This is a genomic window from Campylobacter sp. JMF_08 NE1, assembly GCF_027737875.1.
Taxonomy (GTDB): Bacteria; Campylobacterota; Campylobacteria; order Campylobacterales; family Campylobacteraceae; genus Campylobacter_B.
Map to the genome: position 1 here is coordinate 166,888 of NZ_JAOVUC010000003.1, position 16,787 is coordinate 183,674.

Annotated in this window: 12 protein-coding genes and 1 tRNA gene; 8 read left to right on the forward strand and 5 right to left on the reverse strand. The window is 43.2% G+C overall.

Annotated features, from left to right (window positions below; translation table 11 throughout):
* Positions 1 to 66 precede the first annotated feature (66 nt).
* The 5 genes from OFN91_RS04245 to OFN91_RS04265 form a co-directional block, all read right to left on the reverse strand.
* The gene (locus OFN91_RS04245) at positions 67 to 1,488 is read right to left on the reverse strand and encodes an SPFH domain-containing protein (protein ID WP_270873391.1); all 1,422 of its coding nucleotides are present in this window, start codon (positions 1,486 to 1,488) and stop codon (positions 67 to 69) included.
* Between the two features lie 81 nt (positions 1,489 to 1,569).
* A tRNA-Ser gene (locus tag OFN91_RS04250) sits at positions 1,570 to 1,657 on the reverse strand.
* Between the two features lie 82 nt (positions 1,658 to 1,739).
* Positions 1,740 to 3,191 (reverse strand): efflux transporter outer membrane subunit, encoded by a 1,452-nt coding sequence (locus OFN91_RS04255; RefSeq protein WP_270873392.1) that lies wholly within the window; start codon positions 3,189 to 3,191, stop codon positions 1,740 to 1,742.
* Positions 3,181 to 6,327 (reverse strand): efflux RND transporter permease subunit, encoded by a 3,147-nt coding sequence (locus OFN91_RS04260; protein ID WP_270858617.1) that lies wholly within the window; start codon positions 6,325 to 6,327, stop codon positions 3,181 to 3,183. The genes OFN91_RS04255 and OFN91_RS04260 overlap by 11 nt, the downstream gene beginning before the upstream one ends.
* Before the next feature lie 6 nt (positions 6,328 to 6,333).
* Positions 6,334 to 7,434: an efflux RND transporter periplasmic adaptor subunit gene (locus OFN91_RS04265; protein WP_270862660.1), complete on the reverse strand. Its 1,101-nt coding sequence runs from the start codon at positions 7,432 to 7,434 to the stop codon at positions 6,334 to 6,336.
* Positions 7,435 to 7,681: 247 nt separating this feature from the next.
* Here OFN91_RS04265 and OFN91_RS04270 point away from each other — a divergent pair, with 247 nt between their 5' ends.
* From OFN91_RS04270 to OFN91_RS04305, 8 genes are read left to right on the forward strand one after another with little or no spacing between them, the layout of a single operon-like run.
* The gene (locus OFN91_RS04270) at positions 7,682 to 8,596 is read left to right on the forward strand and encodes a sulfurtransferase (protein WP_270873393.1); all 915 of its coding nucleotides are present in this window, start codon (positions 7,682 to 7,684) and stop codon (positions 8,594 to 8,596) included.
* Positions 8,586 to 9,131: a molecular chaperone TorD family protein gene (locus tag OFN91_RS04275; RefSeq protein WP_270873394.1), complete on the forward strand. Its 546-nt coding sequence runs from the start codon at positions 8,586 to 8,588 to the stop codon at positions 9,129 to 9,131. Before OFN91_RS04270 ends, OFN91_RS04275 begins: the two co-directional genes overlap by 11 nt.
* The gene (gene nrfD / locus OFN91_RS04280) at positions 9,128 to 10,258 is read left to right on the forward strand and encodes an NrfD/PsrC family molybdoenzyme membrane anchor subunit (RefSeq protein WP_270873395.1); all 1,131 of its coding nucleotides are present in this window, start codon (positions 9,128 to 9,130) and stop codon (positions 10,256 to 10,258) included. The genes OFN91_RS04275 and nrfD overlap by 4 nt, the downstream gene beginning before the upstream one ends.
* Entirely contained in the window at positions 10,255 to 12,513 is a 2,259-nt protein-coding gene (locus OFN91_RS04285) for a molybdopterin-containing oxidoreductase family protein (RefSeq protein WP_270873396.1), read from the forward strand. The genes nrfD and OFN91_RS04285 overlap by 4 nt, the downstream gene beginning before the upstream one ends.
* Before the next feature lies 1 nt (position 12,514).
* The gene (locus tag OFN91_RS04290) at positions 12,515 to 13,111 is read left to right on the forward strand and encodes a 4Fe-4S dicluster domain-containing protein (RefSeq protein WP_270871322.1); all 597 of its coding nucleotides are present in this window, start codon (positions 12,515 to 12,517) and stop codon (positions 13,109 to 13,111) included.
* Positions 13,112 to 13,120: 9 nt separating this feature from the next.
* Positions 13,121 to 13,453 (forward strand): hypothetical protein, encoded by a 333-nt coding sequence (locus tag OFN91_RS04295; RefSeq protein ID WP_270858624.1) that lies wholly within the window; start codon positions 13,121 to 13,123, stop codon positions 13,451 to 13,453.
* Positions 13,453 to 15,267, forward strand: a complete 1,815-nt coding sequence (locus tag OFN91_RS04300; RefSeq protein WP_270873397.1) for a hypothetical protein — start codon at positions 13,453 to 13,455, stop codon at positions 15,265 to 15,267. Before OFN91_RS04295 ends, OFN91_RS04300 begins: the two co-directional genes overlap by 1 nt.
* Positions 15,255 to 16,772 (forward strand): hypothetical protein, encoded by a 1,518-nt coding sequence (locus OFN91_RS04305; RefSeq protein ID WP_270873398.1) that lies wholly within the window; start codon positions 15,255 to 15,257, stop codon positions 16,770 to 16,772. The genes OFN91_RS04300 and OFN91_RS04305 overlap by 13 nt, the downstream gene beginning before the upstream one ends.
* The last annotated feature ends 15 nt before the right edge of the window (positions 16,773 to 16,787 follow it).

Here is a 16,787-nt window from a genome sequence, read left to right on the forward strand (position 1 = left end):
AGTTAGATTTCGAATTAATGTCAAGTCTAGTATTATAAAATTTAACCCCAAATTTGGGGTTAAATTTTATTTCTCGCCCTCTTTTGGCTTGGTGATTTTATCGACAAGCTGTTTTCCTAGCTCGCTTTGGGCTAGCCCTTCTAGCATGGAGGCGATTTTTGTGCCACCATTCGCGCTTAACACGCCACCAAGCGAATTTAGCCCCTCGCTTACATTGCCGTTGTTTGCGATGATTTTTAGATCTGCGCTAGTTAGGGCTTTGGCCTGCTCTAAGCCGATGTCGCGGTTAGCCTTGATTTGCTCGATTGAGATTAGATATGTTTGATAGCCCTCGTTTTCGCCGATTTCGCGCGCTAGCTCGATTTGCGCATTGACAGGGGCTAACTCTTTCAATCTCAAAGCCTCAGCCTCAGCGGTTCCGATTTTTGCGATACCTTGGCTCTCTTTGTCTTTGATTTCCAAAAGCGCAGCCGCCTCTAAAAACTGCCTTTCTTTATCGCCTTGCGCGATTAGGATTTGGTTTTCTTTTTGGGCTTCGGCTTCCTTGATTTTGGCTGTTTTCTTGGCCTCCGCGTCGATTTCGATTTTGCGCTGTTCTTGCTCGGCTTGGACGATTTCTACTTGCTTTTTAATCTCTGCTTTTTTGACATCTTGGACGCGCACGACCTCCATTGCCTTTTCTTGGGTGATTTTTTCTTGCTCTTTTACCACTTGTTTGGCTTGTTCTTTGCTGATTGCGACCTCGCGCTCTTGCTCGACGGTTTTAAGACCTACGAGTTTTAGGGCTTCTTGCTCTTTGATCTCGGTTTCTCTTTTGGCTTCGATTTCAGCGATTTGGGCGCGTTTGCGGTTTTCGGCGACCTCGACACGGCTGTCTTTTTCGATAGCGGATTTTTTCTTTTCCATTATGTTGAAAATGACCTTTTCGCCCTCTTTGTCTTTAATATCCATTAATTCGATATTTTTCACAGGCGCAATGCCCCAGTTTTCGAGCTGAGATTGAACCGAAACGGTGAAATCCTCGCCTAGGGCTGAGCGGATTGTAAGAATTTCTTCGAGCTCTCGTTTGGCTAAAATCGAGCGGATTGAGCCTTGGATAATATCTGTGAGTTGCTTTTTGAGATCGTCGAAGTCTTTGACCCTTTGGGCGGCTAAATTTGAATCAGCAATGCGGAAAAATGCCGTGATATCCACGACAAATGGCAGCCTGCCCACATCGTAAGCCTCATAAGCCTCGATTTTGATACTAAATACTGAAACTGGCAAAATTATCTTGCTAACGCCTAAAATCGGCACCCAACCCGGGAAATTATAATACACATTTCCATTTCCAGTATCTTTACCGTAACTTTGCGTTTTGCGTGCGCTTTGGACGATATGAACCTCGTTTGTCTCCACGACTGTCCTAAAATACATAGCTGCAAGCACACAAATGACCACGATAGCAACCAAACCGCCACCAAATCCAATCAAAACAGGCGAAAACATCACCCCTCCTTGTAATAAAATTTAAGGCGCAATTATAAGCAAAATTTGATTTAAATAAAATTTATTCTGTAATTTGAATTCTGGCAGACAGGAAGGGATTCGAACCCTCGGAGGCTTGCACCTCACACGCGTTCCAGGCGTGCTCCTTCGACCACTCGGACACCTGTCTAAAAAAGGTTTGGATTATAACTAAAATTTTAAATTTGAAGCTGAAATTTGAAAATTTGCGGAATTTTAAAATTCCGCAAATTTTACCTAAATATCCTATCTATCGGCACAGCAGACATATCAGGCGCAGTATCGACATCAGCTCCTAAAATCTCTTTTAGCTCCTCGTCGCTTATGCTAAATCCCCCGCCAAGCGCTTTGTAAGCATTTACGCTAGCTTCCAATTCCTCTAAATCAGCGCCTACTTTGGCAAGTTCTGTGTTTAAAAGATTGCGTTGCGCGTCTAGGAATTCTAAATGGCTAGAATACCCAGCGTTATAAAGCTCGGTCGCGTCTTTGTAAATTTTGCGTTGAGAGCTTAGCAAATCACTCATCGCTTTTTTGCGTTCTTTTGCATTTTTAAGCGTAGTTAGGGCGTCTTTGACATCGCCAAGAGCCGTTTTTAGCGCCTTATCATAAGCGATAAAAGATGAGTTTTGATCGACATTTGCGATATCGACCCTCTTTTTAGTTCGCCCAAAATCAAGCAAAGGTCCCACGAGTGAGCCACCGATACTCCACGAGCTGGTAGTCGAGCTAATCAATCTATCAAAATCGCTACTTGCATAGCCAAACGCCCCAGTTAGCGAGATAGTCGGGAAATACCCTGCCTTGGCAACGCCGACTAGGAAATTGCTAGCACGCAAATCCTCCAAGGCCTTTGCCACATCTGGGCGATGAAGCAAAACATCACTTGGCACGCCACTTGGGATTTGTGGGGCGTTAGGCAGTTTTGCGGCTGTGAGGATTTGCGGATTTACGACCCCGTCATAGCTTTTGCCGGCTAAAATCGCAAGCGAGGTTTGCACCTGAGAAATTTGGTTTTGCACGGCGATTAGGCTTGCTTTGGCGTTTTGCACAGCGGCACTTGCTTGGCTAAGCGTGATTTGATTTATCGCGCCAGCTTCTAGCTCTTTTTTGCGGTAATTTTGCGTCTGCTCGTAGCTTTTAAGCGATTTAGTTAGAATTTTTTCTTGCTCTTTTAGGGATAAAAGCGCGAAATATGAGCTTGCAACCGCGCTAGTGATTGTGTTTTTGGCTGTTTCATAATCGTATTTAGTGCCCATATACTGCGCCGCGCTAGCGCCCACACTATTTCGCACCCTACCCCAAAAATCAATCTCATAACTAAGTGGCGCAGAAATCGCGTAAGAAGCGTGAGAATTTGAATCAGGCATATTAGCATAATTATTCTGGCGCATTGCAGAGCCTGAAATTCCGATATTTGGTAGATATTCAAGCTTACTTAGACCCAAATTTAGCCTTGCGCGCTCGATATTATTTAAAGCTAGCATTAAATCAGAATTATTCGCCAAAGCACTATCAATTAGCGCATTTAGCTGGGTGTCGTTGTAGCTTTTCCACCACATTTGGCTCACATTTGTCGCCTCGTATCCAGATCTATACTCGATATGGCGAGTAGGCATATCAGGCTTAAAGCTACAACCACTAATCAGTGCGCCAGTTAAAATTCCTAGTAAAATTTTAGTTTTCATCTTTTTCCTCTGATTTTATTTTTCGCTTATCTAGCCACGCATTAAAGCTCTCCAAAAGGTAGAAAAATAGCGGCACGAAGAAAATCGCTATCGTCGAAGCAGCCAAAATTCCACCAAGCACGCCAGTTCCTAGCGCGTGACGGCTAGCAGAACCTGCTCCTGTGGCAAGCACCATAGGCAAAACGCCAAGACCAAAAGCCAAAGATGTCATAACAATCGGTCTAAAACGCATTTTTGCAGCACTAATCGCTGCTTCTGCGATACTTTTTCCGCCGTGTTGATACTCTTGCATAGCAAATTCGACGATTAAGATTGCATTTTTTGCCGCAAGTCCGATAAGCAAAATAAGTCCGATTTGAAAATATATATCGTTGTTTAATCCCCTAGCCCATGTGAATAAAAGCGCACCAAACACGCTAAATGGCACGGCTGTAAGAACCGCCATTGGCATTAGCCACCTCTCATACTGCGCCGCTAAGATCAAAAATACAAACAAAAGTCCAAACGCAAATGCCTTTGCGCCAGTTCCTGCTGCATTTACCTCTTGATAAGCCGTGCCCGACCAACCAAGTGTGTATCCGGTAGGGAATTCGCCCAGAATCGTATCTCTAATAGCATCAATCGCCTGACCAGAAGTATATCCAGGGGCAGGATCGCCCATAAGACGAGCAGCCGGGAAGCCATTAAATCGATCGACGATATCAGGGCCTTTGGCGCGTTCTAAATTTACAACCGAATCAAGCGAAACCAAATTTCCACTAGCCGAGCGCACATAAAGCGTCCTTAAATCATTTGGCGTATCGCGGAAGAGTTGCTCTGCTCTCATATAGACGCGGTAAGTTTTACCCAAAAGGTTAAAATCGTTTATGTAGTATTGTCCGATAGTCGAATTTATCGTCGTAAAAATATCAGGGATTGAAATTCCAAGCATTTTGATTTTTTCCTTATCTAGGCTTAGATTGTATTGCGGGAAATTTACATCTAGCGTAGAGCGGACATTTTGCAAAGCTGGATTTTGCGAAGCTTTGGCGACTATTCGCGCCATATCATCGGCGATTTGTTGATAGTTTTTGCCCGTAGTATTTTCTGCATACACTTCAAATCCACCAGTCATTGATAGACCATTGATTGGAGGTGGGGTTAGGGCAAAGGTCATCGCGCTTCTATCCATGACAAAAAGCTGTCCAGTTAGCGCGTTTGCGATTGATTGGGCTGATTGGTTTGCCTCAGGGCGGACTTCCCAAGGTTTGAGTTTAGAGAAAAATACGCCCGAATTTTCCCTAGCACCACCTGCCATCATATCAAATCCCGCGATTGTGGTGATTGCTTCGACATTTGGGTTTTGTGAAAGTGTGCCACGCAAGAAATCCATGTGCTTTTCAGTAGCTACCAAAGGTCTAGCTGATGGAAGTGTCGAAAAGCCCATTACATAGCCCTTATCCTCTGCTGGCACAAGTCCGCCAGGAGTAATTTTAAATAGCTCTAACATCACAAAAATGATAATTCCCACAAGGCACAACGATAAAATCACATGGCGCAAAATTTTTGCAACACCTGCCGAGAAAAGGCGGGTTGAAAAATCGAAAAATTCGTTAAATTTGCGCACTAACCAAAACGGCTCGGCCTCTTTTTTACGAAGTAAAAGCGCACACAGCGCAGGGGTTAGAGTAAGGGCGACAAATCCAGAGAAAACCACAGATGAAACGAGCGTTAAGGCAAATTGTCTTTGGATAACGCCGACAAAACCCTCCATAAAAGCAACCGGCACGAAAACTGCCGCCAAAACAAGCACGATTGAAATTACCGGACTTACGATCTCGTCCATTGCTTTAATCGTGGCTTCTTTGACGCTTAAATTTCGCTCTTCATGCAAAATTCTCTCCACATTTTCGATAACGATAATAGCGTCATCGACGACGATACCGATAGCCAAAACTAGGGCGAAAAGTGTGATTAAATTTATCGAAAATCCAAAAGCGTAAATTCCGATAAACGCTCCACAAATCGATACTGGCACGGCTAGCATTGGAATAATCGTCGCGCGGAAATTTCCTAAGAACATATAAATAACCAAAACGACCAAAATCATCGCTTCTACAAAGGTATGAATAACCTCTTCGATAGAGACTTTTACGAATTCTGTCGTGTCGTATCCGTTGCTATAAGTCAGCGCGCCTGGGAAATTTTGCTTTAACTGCTCTAAACGCGCAGTTACGGCATCAAGCGTAGCAATGGCGTTTGCGCCGTTTTGTTGATAGATAAAAACAGGCGTTGCGTCGTATCCTTGGTATTTACCATTGATGATAAGGCTCTCAGCCCCAAGCTCGACCCTAGCGACATCTTTTACACGCAAAAATTTACCATCATCACTGGCTCTAATGATTACATTTTCAAACTCTTCGACCGTTTTCAAACGCCCCTCTGGCTGGATTGCATAGACATAAGGGTTACCCAAATCGTTTGGTTGCTCGCCTAGCTTTCCGGCTGGGTATTGGCTGTTTTGCTCTCTAATGGCTGCGATTATGTCAGATGATACGACATTGTGTTTGGCCATAAGTCCTGGATTTACCCAAATTCTCATTGAGTAATCCTTCGTGCCAAGGGCCTGTGCGTCGCCCACACCGCTAACGCGTTTTAGCTCATCGACGACATTAATGCTAACATAGTTTTGGATTTCAAGCGGGCTCATTTGACCTGTTGGGTCATAAAAGAAAAACGCAGAAAGTATAGATGATGAACGCTCTGTAACGCTAACGCCCATTCTTTGCACTTCGGCCGGAAGCGTGGTTAGGGCTGGATTTACTCTGTTATTTACATTTACGAGTGCTTCTTGCGGATCGGTGCCGACCTTGAAAAACACGCTGATATTTGCCCTACCTGACGAGCTAGATGATGAACTCATATAAATCATATCATCGACGCCGTTGATTGCGTTTTCTAGTGGCGAAGCGACGGTATCTGAGATAGTCTGCGCGTCTGCGCCACTATATGTGGCTGTAACTGAAATTTGAGGTGGGGTGAGTTGCGGGTATTCCTCCACAGGGGCGATAAATAGGCAAATCGTTCCAGCAATAACGATAATAATCGAAATAACGCTTGCGAAAACTGGGCGATTGATAAAAAATTTAGAAAACATACTTGCCTACCTAGCCTTTGTCGCGTCTGTTTCTGGCGGAAGCGGGGTTACCTTGGCGCCAACTTGAATTTTTGAAAAATTATCCAAAACAATCAAATCGCCCTCGCTCAAACCCTCTGAAATGGTCATCGTCGTAGAATCTTGGGCTATAACTTTTACGATTTTTTTAGCCACGGTGTTGTTTGCATCTACGACATAAACGATAGAGTTGCTTAAATCTTGCAAAACTGCGATTTGCGGGATTTGGAAGCCATCTTTTTGCACGAAACCATCGACTGAAATTCTAGTGTAAATTCCGGGTTGAATTTCATAATTTAGGTTGTTAAATTGCGCTTTGGCGCTCACACTTGCAGTCGCGCTATCTACGACGCTATCGATGAAAACCACATTTCCTTCATAAATTTTGTCATTAAAGGAAATTGTAGCCTTTGTGTTTTTCATATACCAATCACTGCTGGCTAAATTTCTATCAATTTTCATCTTATCGGTATCAGAAATCCCAAATTTCACATAAATTGGATTTAGTTTTGTAAGTCTGACTAGATTTTCGCCTACGCCCACAAACGAGCCAGTATCTTTTTGCGTATCGCCTACAATGCCGTCAAATGGGGCTTTGACAAGGGCATTATCAAGGTCGATTTTCGCCCGTTCGAAATTTGCCTTAGCCACTTCGTAAGCTGATTTTGCGCCGTCAAATTCGCGCGCTGAAATGGTATTGCTCGCCTTTAATTTCCTAGCGCGCTCGTAATCTGCGCTGGCGTTGTTTAGGCTAGCTTTCGCGCTGTTAAAAATCGCTTGGTAGCGGGATTTGTCGATTTCATAAAGCCCCTCGCCCTTTTCTACGCGCACACCAGGGGTGAAAAGCTGTTTTTCTATCGTGCCAGAAACCTGCGATTTTAGCGTTACATCTAAATCGCTCGCGGTTTCGCCGTTAAATTTTAGTGCGATTGGAACATCAGATTTTTGGGCTTTAAAAACAGCTACTTGAAGCGGTGGCATACCGCCAGCGCCCTTGGCACCTGCCCCTGCGCCCTCTTCTTTTTTTTCGAAATACGAACATCCGCTAAGCAGTGCTAGCGTCGCAATTAGTGAGAAAATTTTCTTCATACAAACCTCGGTTATTAAATTTTAATAATTAAAGTAAAAAGCTGTCGATTTTATCCAAATTCTGCATAACAAATTATTAACACAAAAGTAAATGAAAATTTAATATTTCTAAATTTTTCACATTTTTTGTGACAAAATCACGGAAAATTTTAATCTAACTTATAAAATTTCGATAAATTTTTAATTTAATATTACTAAATTTTGTTACAATTTTTTTTTGCAACAATTTCATTTTTAAGGAGATATCATGAAATTACTTACTTCATCACTTCTAGCAGCTGCTTGCACATGCGCATTTGCCCTAGATTTACCACAAAACAAGGTCGTAGATGTCGAGTGGCTAAAAGCAAATTTGGCTGATAAAGACCTAGTTTTAATCGACCTTCAAGAAGGCGAAGGATATGGCGCAGGTCATATCAAAGGTGCAATTGCTTGGAAAGAGGCTGATTTCAGAGAGGCAAGAGGCGAAATGCCAGGATTTATCGCTTCTCCGACTACGGTTGAGAGATTATTTCAAAAAAGCGGTATCAAAGATACTAGCGCAGTAGTTTTCTACAACGACGCAAAAGCCGCTCCTGATTATACTCTTTCAACTTTGGCTCTATTCGTATCTGAATACTACGGACTTACAAACACAGCGATTTTAAACGGCGGAATTGACGCTTGGAAAAAAGCTGGTGGCGAGCTAAGCACAGAGGCCGCCACACCAGAAAAAAGCGATTTTAAAATCACTAAATTTAACACAGACATAGTTGCTTCTGTTTATCAAATAGATGAAGCTATTGTTACAAATAATATGGCGTTAATCGATGCTAGAAATGACGCATTTTATAACGGCGAAAAAGCTCACCCAAAAGCCGATAAAGGCGGACATTTAGAGGGCGTTGATGGACAAATTTTCATTGGTAAAATTGCAAAAGAAAATGACGGAATTTTCTATATAAATACTGATAAAGATGCGCTTGGTGAAGTTTATAAAGGCGCAGGAGTTGATCCGATGGCACCGCAAATTTGGTATTGCAACACTGGTTGGCATGCAAGCGGCGGCTGGTTTGCGACAAAATACATCATGGGAAATGACAAAGTCAAAAACTATGAAGGTAGTATGGTCGAATACTCTAAACTCTCAAAAAGAAAAGTTTTAAAAGGCGATGAAAAATAATAGGGCTCTGATTGATTGCCTAGATTTGTGCGCTGATTTGTTTGCTTTTCCGGAGCAGAATTGGTGCGAGAAATACTTTGAACTCGGTGAATTTGCAAACGGCGAATTTGCCGAGTTTTTTGACGAAAATTCAAATGTCAAATTTAAAGATTTAAAAGTGCCAAATTTAGATGAGATTATTAGTGATTATATAAATTTTTTCGACCTAAACTCAGCTAAATTTGACACTTCATTAATGGCTGGAATTTGGCTAGATAAAAAAATGTTTGGCAAAAACCACGATGAAATTTGCAAATTTTATGAAATTTGTGGCTACAAAGTAGAAAAAAACTGCGACCACGCCTCAAATTTACTCGCATTTTGCGCGATTTTAGCAGAGCAGGGCGAGTGGGAGAAATTTTTGAAATTTACTAAATTTTTGGACTTTTTAGAGCCTTTGAGTAAAAATTTAGCAAATTTTGAAAATTTAAAAGAATTTGAGTTTATTTTAAATTTTGCCAAATTTTTAATATCAAATTTAAAGGAGCAAAGATGACAAAAGTCGCCAAAACCCCGAAATTTGGGCTTCTTTTTCTATCACTTGCGCTGTGCGCAGTGGGGCTTATTGGGATTTGTAGCGTGTTTTTAAACGGCCAAGAGGCCAGCTACAATGTCAGCCGCGAGGTTCCGCTTGGGCTTTTGCTTATGGGATATGCCTTTTTTGTGGGCATTAGCGTAGGAGTTGCCACGATCGCTACGGCTGATCATCTCTTTGGATTTCACGCATTTTCTAAAATTTCACGCCACTTACAGCTTTTAGCTATTAGCGCACTTTTAGCGGCATTTTGGCTGATTTTTTGGGAGCTTGGAAGCCCGTTTAAACTGCAAGTTTTGCGCTTCGTGCGTTATTACTTTAATTTTGCGGTAGAAAGCCCGATTTGGTGGATGAGCACTTTTTATTTAATTGAAACTCCGCTTTTGATAATCGAGCTAATTTTAATGCTAAAAGGCGACGAAAAATCAAGTTTCCTAGCAGGAATTGTCGCATTTATAATGGGGATCGTCGCTTTTAGCACACTTTCAATGGTCTTTGCCGTAAATGCAGCCAGACCGATTTGGCATACGCCAAGCTTTACTATTTCATTTATTTTTGGAGCCTTGATTTGCGGCGTGAGCGTGATTTTTGTCTTTGTAAATTTAAGCAAAAAAGCCCTAAATGAGCGAATTTTGCGAAATTTAAATATTTTTATGTTTTTGCTACTTTTGGCTGTTTTATTTATAAATTTTTGGAACGCGGTAATTTCAAGCTATGGCGCAGGAAGTTATTTGGCAAAAAATTTCGAAGTTTTTACAAACGGAAATTTGTCGTTTAATTTCTATTTTTTCGAAATTTTAGTTGGAATTTTGCTTCCGATGATTTTGCTTATTTTGTCTAAATTTCAAAATTTAAAAATTTCATTTTTGGCTGGAATTTTAGCCATTATCGGCGTATTTTTTGCTAGGTTTGATGGCATTGTGGGCGGTCAGCTTGTAAGAGTAGAGAGCGAATTTTTAGGCAAGATAGAGTTTGGCTCATACTGCCCAAGCGTGGCAGAAATCACGATTTTTATCTCAGGCATTGGCGTAATGCTCTTTATTTACGCACTTGGAAAAACATTTTTAAATTTGGAGAGTGAAAAATGAGAGAGCTTAAAATAACAAGACGAAATTTCCTAAAAATGGCTTCTAGTGTCGCAGTTGCCAGCACGGCAGGTATCACAGGGCTTCCAAATCCACTAATGGCAAAAACACATAAAAATTCGCCCGAGCTTTCAAATTTATTAGAATACGATGAAGGCGTAAAAACTCCAAATTACTGCGAAATGTGCTTTTGGAATTGTGGCGTAAATGTTTTTACAAGGGACGGCAAAATTCACAAAATCGAAGGAAACAAACTAAATCCATACAACTACGGCACGATTTGCGCTAAGGGAAATGCTGGGGTTTATTCTACTTACGATCCAGATCGTTTAAAATACCCGATGATTAGAGTCGGCAAACGGGGCGAAGGCAAATGGAAAAAAGTCAGCTGGGACGAAGCGTTTGACTTCGTGCATGAAAATTTAGAAAAAATCATCGACAAATACGGCGCAAAAAGCATTGCAGCTTTTGCTCATGGAAGCTGTTCTTCTTATTTTCACAAATTTGCTAGCCTACTTGGCACTCCAAATGTAAGCTACGCTTCATTTTCAGAGTGTCGTGGCAGTAGAGCGATTGGCTGGTCTTTGACATTTGGCGGTGGCGGTATTGGGGGTCATGAAAACTACGACATGGCAAACACCAAATATATGATTTTATTTGGTAGAAATATGGCAGGAGCGATTCAGGTTAGAGAAGCAAGAGATTTTATGGAGGGCTTGGCAAACGGCGCAAAACTCGTCTATGTAGATCCACGCCAGAGCGAAAGTGCGATTAGAGCACACAAATGGCTTCGCATAAAACCGGGGTGCGATATGGCACTAGCACTAGCGCTAATCCATGTCATAATTAGAGATAATCTAGCAAATATGGAATTTATCAATAAATACTGCTACGGCTTTGACAAACTTGCCCGCCATGTCAAACAATACACGCCAAAATGGGCGGAAGAAATTTGCGGTATAAAGGCTGAAACTATTGAAGAAGTAGCGTGGGAATTTGCGAAGTTTGCCCCGCATGTCCTAGCTATCGCACCGCGTAGATTTTCAAGATACGCAAACGATACGCAAACAGCAAGAGCGATTGCGATTTTAAATGCAATTATGGGAAATTACGGCGTAAAGGGCGGAACTTGGGTAAATCAAAGTATAAATCTAGCCAAGCTCCCAAAAGATGATGACGCACCAGCCGTAAATGAGCCAAGAGCTGACGGCGTTGGCACAAGGTGGCCGTTTAATCCGCCAAATTTAGGATTAAGCGGTGAAATTTATCGCGCGACTTTAAGCGAACAGCCGTATCCGATAAAAGCGTGGCTGACCTACGATACAAATCCGCTAGGACACACGGCAGTCGAAGCAAACGGCGTCATGAAATCAATCGAAAAGCTAGATTTTATCATGTCAATCGATACGCAGATGAACGATTTTTGCGCGTATTGTGATATAGTTTTGCCTGAAAGCACATATTTAGAAAAAGACGACGGGCCATATATCCAAAAATACGATGTGCCGTTTGTGGCTGTAAGAAAGGCTGCGATTAAGCCGCTACACGATACTAAGCATGTTTTTGACATAGTGCGTGGGATTTGCAAGCGCTTTGATATGGACGAGTATTTTACCATTTCGCCAAGCGATGCGATAAATAATTTCGTAAATTCACTCAGCCCCGAAGATAAAGAAAAATTTGAAAAAGACGGCATTTTGTGCGATTATTTAGCCGATGCGTATCCGCAAAGTAGCGGTAAGCCGCTAAGCTTCCCTACTAGCACGGGCAAAATTCATCTATACAACCCAGATATGGAAAAAATGTATGAAGAATACGGCGATGTCTGTGCACCACTGCCTACTTGGGTAGCACCGCCACAGCCAAAAGAAGGCGAGCTTAGACTGCTTTTTGGTAGAGGCCCCGCTCACTCACATGCAAGAAGCCAAAATAACAAGCTTTTACTTGAACTTGAAGACGATAGCCCGATTTGGATAAATCCTAATGACGCTGCAAATTTAGGCTTAAAAACTGGTGATAAAGTCATAATGATAAATGCTAAAACAGGGCTTAAATCAAAACCGCAAAATATAAAAATCACAAAGCGAATAACTGAGGGAAATGTCTTTATCCACCACGGCTTTGGGCATGTTAGCAAAGAGTGGAAGAGCGGCTTTGATAAAGGTATTAGCGATGTTTATTTTTGTAGTAATAGCGTCGATCCTGTTAGTGGTTGTAGCGGCTTAAACAACGGCTTTGTTAGACTTGAAAGGGCGTAAGATGAACTCACTAATAAATAAAAATCACAAAAAAGAAAAAAATCTAGCTATGGTGATTATCGGTGATCGCTGTATCGGGTGTGATGCGTGTTATGTAGCGTGTAAAACCGAGTGGGAAGTACCACTTTTCAAAGAAGCGTATCGCACAAGGGTTTTTGAAGTCGAAAACGAAGACAACGCAGGAAATCCGATTTTAAATTTCTTGCCTGTGCTTTGTAACCACTGCGAAAACTCCCCTTGCGTGGCAGTTTGCCCAACAGAAGCTAGTTTCAAGCGTGAGAAAGACGGCATCGTCATCGTCGATCCCTCCCTTTGCATAGGCTGTAAGGCGTGTATGGTAGCCTGTCCGTATAATGCCAGATATTACGACGAACACAAACAGAGCGTCGATAAATGCACATTTTGTGCCCCAAGGGTGGATAAAGGTTTGCTTCCGGCTTGTGTAACCACCTGCGTGGGAAAATCGCGAAATTTTGGCGATTTAAATGACCCAAATAGTGATGTTTCGCAAATTTTGGCGCGTGCGACCTCCATTACTCGCCTAAAAGAGAGTGACGGGCTTGAACCAAATGTCTATTATGTGACGATAAATTCATAGGAGAAAATGATGAAAAAGATAATTTTAAGCATGGTTTTGCTTTGTAGTTTTGGCTTTGCGGAAAATTTGCAAAGCTACAATACTTCAAAAGCGCAGGCGGAGCATTTTGTAAATTTATCACGCGAGGCTGTGGCAAAAAATAATCTCACACTTGCTAGGGCATACGCAAAAAAGGCGATTCAAGCAGACGCTTATAACAAAAAAGCGTGGGAAAGCTATGATGATGTCATTCAACGCCTAGCCGATGAAGGCATGATAGATGAATTTGGCGCCAAAGCCGATGAAAGCGAAGCCGCCGCGCCGAAACCTAGTGGCGCACCAGCGCAGTTTGAGGGTTGCTAGTGAGAAGAATTTGCGAAATTTTAAAAGGGCTAAATTTTAAAATTTTCGCAAATTTTGCTATTTTGTTTTTTTGCGTAAGCGCATTTTCGCAGATAAACTCATGCACCGCCTGCCACGAAAATTACGGCTCACTAAGCCCCTCGCACGATGAGGTTGCCTGTCAGAGCTGCCATGGGGGCAACGAGATTGCTAGCGAAAAATCGCTCGCTCACATCGCCCTAATTCCAAATCCAGCCACGCTAGAAAACGCCAAAAGCCGTTGCGCGCGCTGTCACAAGGACCAAATCGCCCGCGTCGCAACCACGCCAATGCAAACCCAAAACCCAATCAAGCAAAATTTGATAGGTGAGTGGGCGAAGCAGGGCGCAAGCTCTGATTTTAACGCAGAGCAAATCGAAAAATTCGCCAAAGACCACTACGCCAAAGCCTGCGCTAGTTGTCATATCTCGCAAGAAAAAGAGGTTTTTATAAATCAAAATATCGCCAAAGGTGGCGGGTGTGGGGCGTGTCATAAGGCTTCGAATTTAGATGAAAATTTCTTGCTCTCCCCGTTTTTTGCTAGCAAAAATGCAAATTCTGCGCCAAATTTAAGCGCAAATTCCAGCGCAAATTCCAGCGCGCACGCAACCTCCCCAAACACTGCGCCCAAATTTGCGCCCAAAACCCACACGCGATTTTCCACCGCAATCCCTAGTCAAAACTGCCTAGCCTGCCACAACCGCTCGGCTCGCATTGGTTTTGCGTATTATGGAAAATTCGAAAGTGAGGGAAGCAAGGCGCCTTTCGAGCAGAGCCATACACTCTCTGACGGGCGCCATTTCCACGATTTGCGCGCCGATATTCACTACGAAAGGGCAGGGTTAGAGTGCGTGGATTGCCACACTAGCCTTGGGGTAATGGGCGATAAGAAAAACCACACAAATATGAGGGAAACCGTGATTATCGCATGCGAGGACTGCCACGCGCCAAATTTCGCCCCACCAAACGAGATGGCGCGAAATTTAGCAAAAACAAATCCAAATATCCCAGATAGCGCGCTCATCGCCTACACGAAAAAGGGAAATTTCCCGCTTTACAATGTCGCCAAAGTGGGCGAAAAAGCAGTCCTTACGCGCAAAAAAGACGGAGCAAAATTTGAAATTTCAGCGCTAAAAGACCCAGCCCACGAGCCTTTACACGCAAATTTATCCTGCCAAGCCTGCCACGAAAAAAGCGTAGCAAGCTGTTTTGGTTGCCACGAGCAAAGATTTTCAGGCGCAAAGCAGTTTGAGTGGCAAAAGGGCGAATACAGCGAGGGTGCGTGGAGCGAAATGCGCAGTTTTTTGCGCTTCGAAGACCCCGCTTTGGGCGTGAGAAATGACGGCAAAATCGCAAACCTCGCCCCTGGCTGTCAAGTCGTGGCTAGTATCTACGAAAATAGCTCCACGAAGCACTTTGACGCCCTTAGCCTAGCTATCTGGGCGCAACACAGCGTTGGCAAGAGCAAAACCTGCGCCACTTGCCACTTCTCGCCGTCTTCGCTTGGGCTTGGGCGCGGTGTTTTGAGCTATAAAAACGGCGAGATTTCATTTAGTCCAAATTTGGCAAATTTTGGCGAGTTAAATTTCGCCCTTGACGCCTTTGCTAGCCCCACAGGAGCGCAAAATCAAATCATTTCTAAAAACGATTCCACGCTAAACTTAGCTCAAATGAAAAAAATCCTTGACGCCTATGCCTGCGCTATCTGCCATGATCGCTACGATGATAAAATTTATGCCGATTTTAACGCCTCAAAAGCGAAATTTAGGGCAGGGGAGACAAAATGTTTAGAGTGATAAATTTGATATTTTTTGCGTTTTTAAATTTCGCTTTCGCTCAAAATTTATCCTGCGAAAACTGCCACAGCGTGGAGAAATTTGACGCGCAAAATCACAATTTTTCATGCGAAAGTTGTCATAAAAGTAAAATTTCACCCTCAGATTTCCCACAAAATTTAGCTAAATTTGGCGGATTTTCGCACGAAAATATCATCGCTCACCCAGCCAGCCCCGCGCATTATGGCGAGTTTTGCGGCAGCTGTCACGCGAAGCAAATCAGCGAATTTGAAAAAAGCAACCATTTCACGCACAAAAACGAGATAAAAACGATTTTTAGCGCATTTAATATGGATTTAAATCTTAGTTTGCAAGATTTTTTAAGCCAAAATTTGCCAAATTTAAGCGAGAAAGAGCGCGTGGTAGCAGACTTCGTGGAGCGCAAATGCCTAAAATGCCACGCCTTTGATAATGGCGAGAATTCCCTATTTTCCGCTCACGGAAAGGGTTGCATGGCATGCCACGCTAGCTACGCACCCAGCGCGCATTACGGCGGCAGCGACGCGAATACTAGCGCGCGCCCACACTCGCGCACTCACACGCTCTCGCGCGCAGATAATGAAGTTTGCGCCTCTTGCCACAATAAATACTTCATCGGCACCGATTTTATGGGGCTTTTCCCACAAAACACGCACAAAGACTACCGCACGCCGTTGCAAAAAAATGGAAATTTCCCAGGGCTACGGCATGGCGTAACATACGCAAATTTGCGCCCTGACGCACATTTTAGCGCGGGGCTAGTGTGCGCGGATTGCCACAAAATGAGCGAAACCAAAAGCTGTGAGGCTTGCCACGAAACCGCCACGCAAAATAACACCTCGCATAAATTCCACCAAAATTTGGAGTGCGCCACCTGCCACAGCGCATGGGGCGGGAGTTTTTACGAACTAAATGCTATGCTTGATTTTAGCAAAGACTACGAAAACTGGCAAAATTTAATCGAATTTGACGCGAGCGCCAAGCGATTTAACGCACGCGCCCTGCGCCAAAATACGCGCCCTGCGCCGTTTTCGCGCACGCTTGGAGGCGAGAGAAAACCTGGCATTTGGCATAGCGCGTTTAGTTTAGAACGCTTCGAAAATGTCCTTTTGGTGCGCAAAAATAACGGCAAAATCGCCCTAGCGCGTCCTGTGTTTGGCTATAATCTTAGCATAAAAGATGAAAATGCTAGCGTGGCTAAATTTGGCGAGAGTGGCGAGAGATTCGAGGTTTGGAAGCCGTTTTCGCCTCATAGCGTGCAAAAAATCGGCAAATCCTGCGAGGCCTGCCACGAAAATCCGCTCCAAAGCAGAGAAACTCACGGCGGTATTAGCGAGCTTTTCGCGCCTAAATTTTGCGAAAATCCTAGGCAAAAAAACTGCGCCAAACTGCTTGACGCTAGCCCTTTAAACGAGCGTGAAATGCAAAATTTGAAGTCGATTTTATACAAAAAAACAAGAGCGAAGGAAATTTTAAATCTAAATTAGAAATTCCGCAAAATT

Bases quoted from the DNA above. Each gene is read 5' to 3' on its own strand.
- OFN91_RS04245 (WP_270873391.1), bottom strand. From the start codon at position 1,488: ATGTTTTCGCCTGTTTTGATTGGATTTGGTGGCGGTTTGGTTGCTATC.
- OFN91_RS04255 (WP_270873392.1), bottom strand. From the start codon at position 3,191: ATGAAAACTAAAATTTTACTAGGAATTTTAACTGGCGCACTGATTAGT.
- OFN91_RS04260 (WP_270858617.1), bottom strand. From the start codon at position 6,327: ATGTTTTCTAAATTTTTTATCAATCGCCCAGTTTTCGCAAGCGTTATT.
- OFN91_RS04265 (WP_270862660.1), bottom strand. From the start codon at position 7,434: ATGAAGAAAATTTTCTCACTAATTGCGACGCTAGCACTGCTTAGCGGA.
- OFN91_RS04270 (WP_270873393.1), top strand. From the start codon at position 7,682: ATGAAATTACTTACTTCATCACTTCTAGCAGCTGCTTGCACATGCGCA.
- OFN91_RS04275 (WP_270873394.1), top strand. From the start codon at position 8,586: ATGAAAAATAATAGGGCTCTGATTGATTGCCTAGATTTGTGCGCTGAT.
- nrfD (WP_270873395.1), top strand. From the start codon at position 9,128: ATGACAAAAGTCGCCAAAACCCCGAAATTTGGGCTTCTTTTTCTATCA.
- OFN91_RS04285 (WP_270873396.1), top strand. From the start codon at position 10,255: ATGAGAGAGCTTAAAATAACAAGACGAAATTTCCTAAAAATGGCTTCT.
- OFN91_RS04290 (WP_270871322.1), top strand. From the start codon at position 12,515: ATGAACTCACTAATAAATAAAAATCACAAAAAAGAAAAAAATCTAGCT.
- OFN91_RS04295 (WP_270858624.1), top strand. From the start codon at position 13,121: ATGAAAAAGATAATTTTAAGCATGGTTTTGCTTTGTAGTTTTGGCTTT.
- OFN91_RS04305 (WP_270873398.1), top strand. From the start codon at position 15,255: ATGTTTAGAGTGATAAATTTGATATTTTTTGCGTTTTTAAATTTCGCT.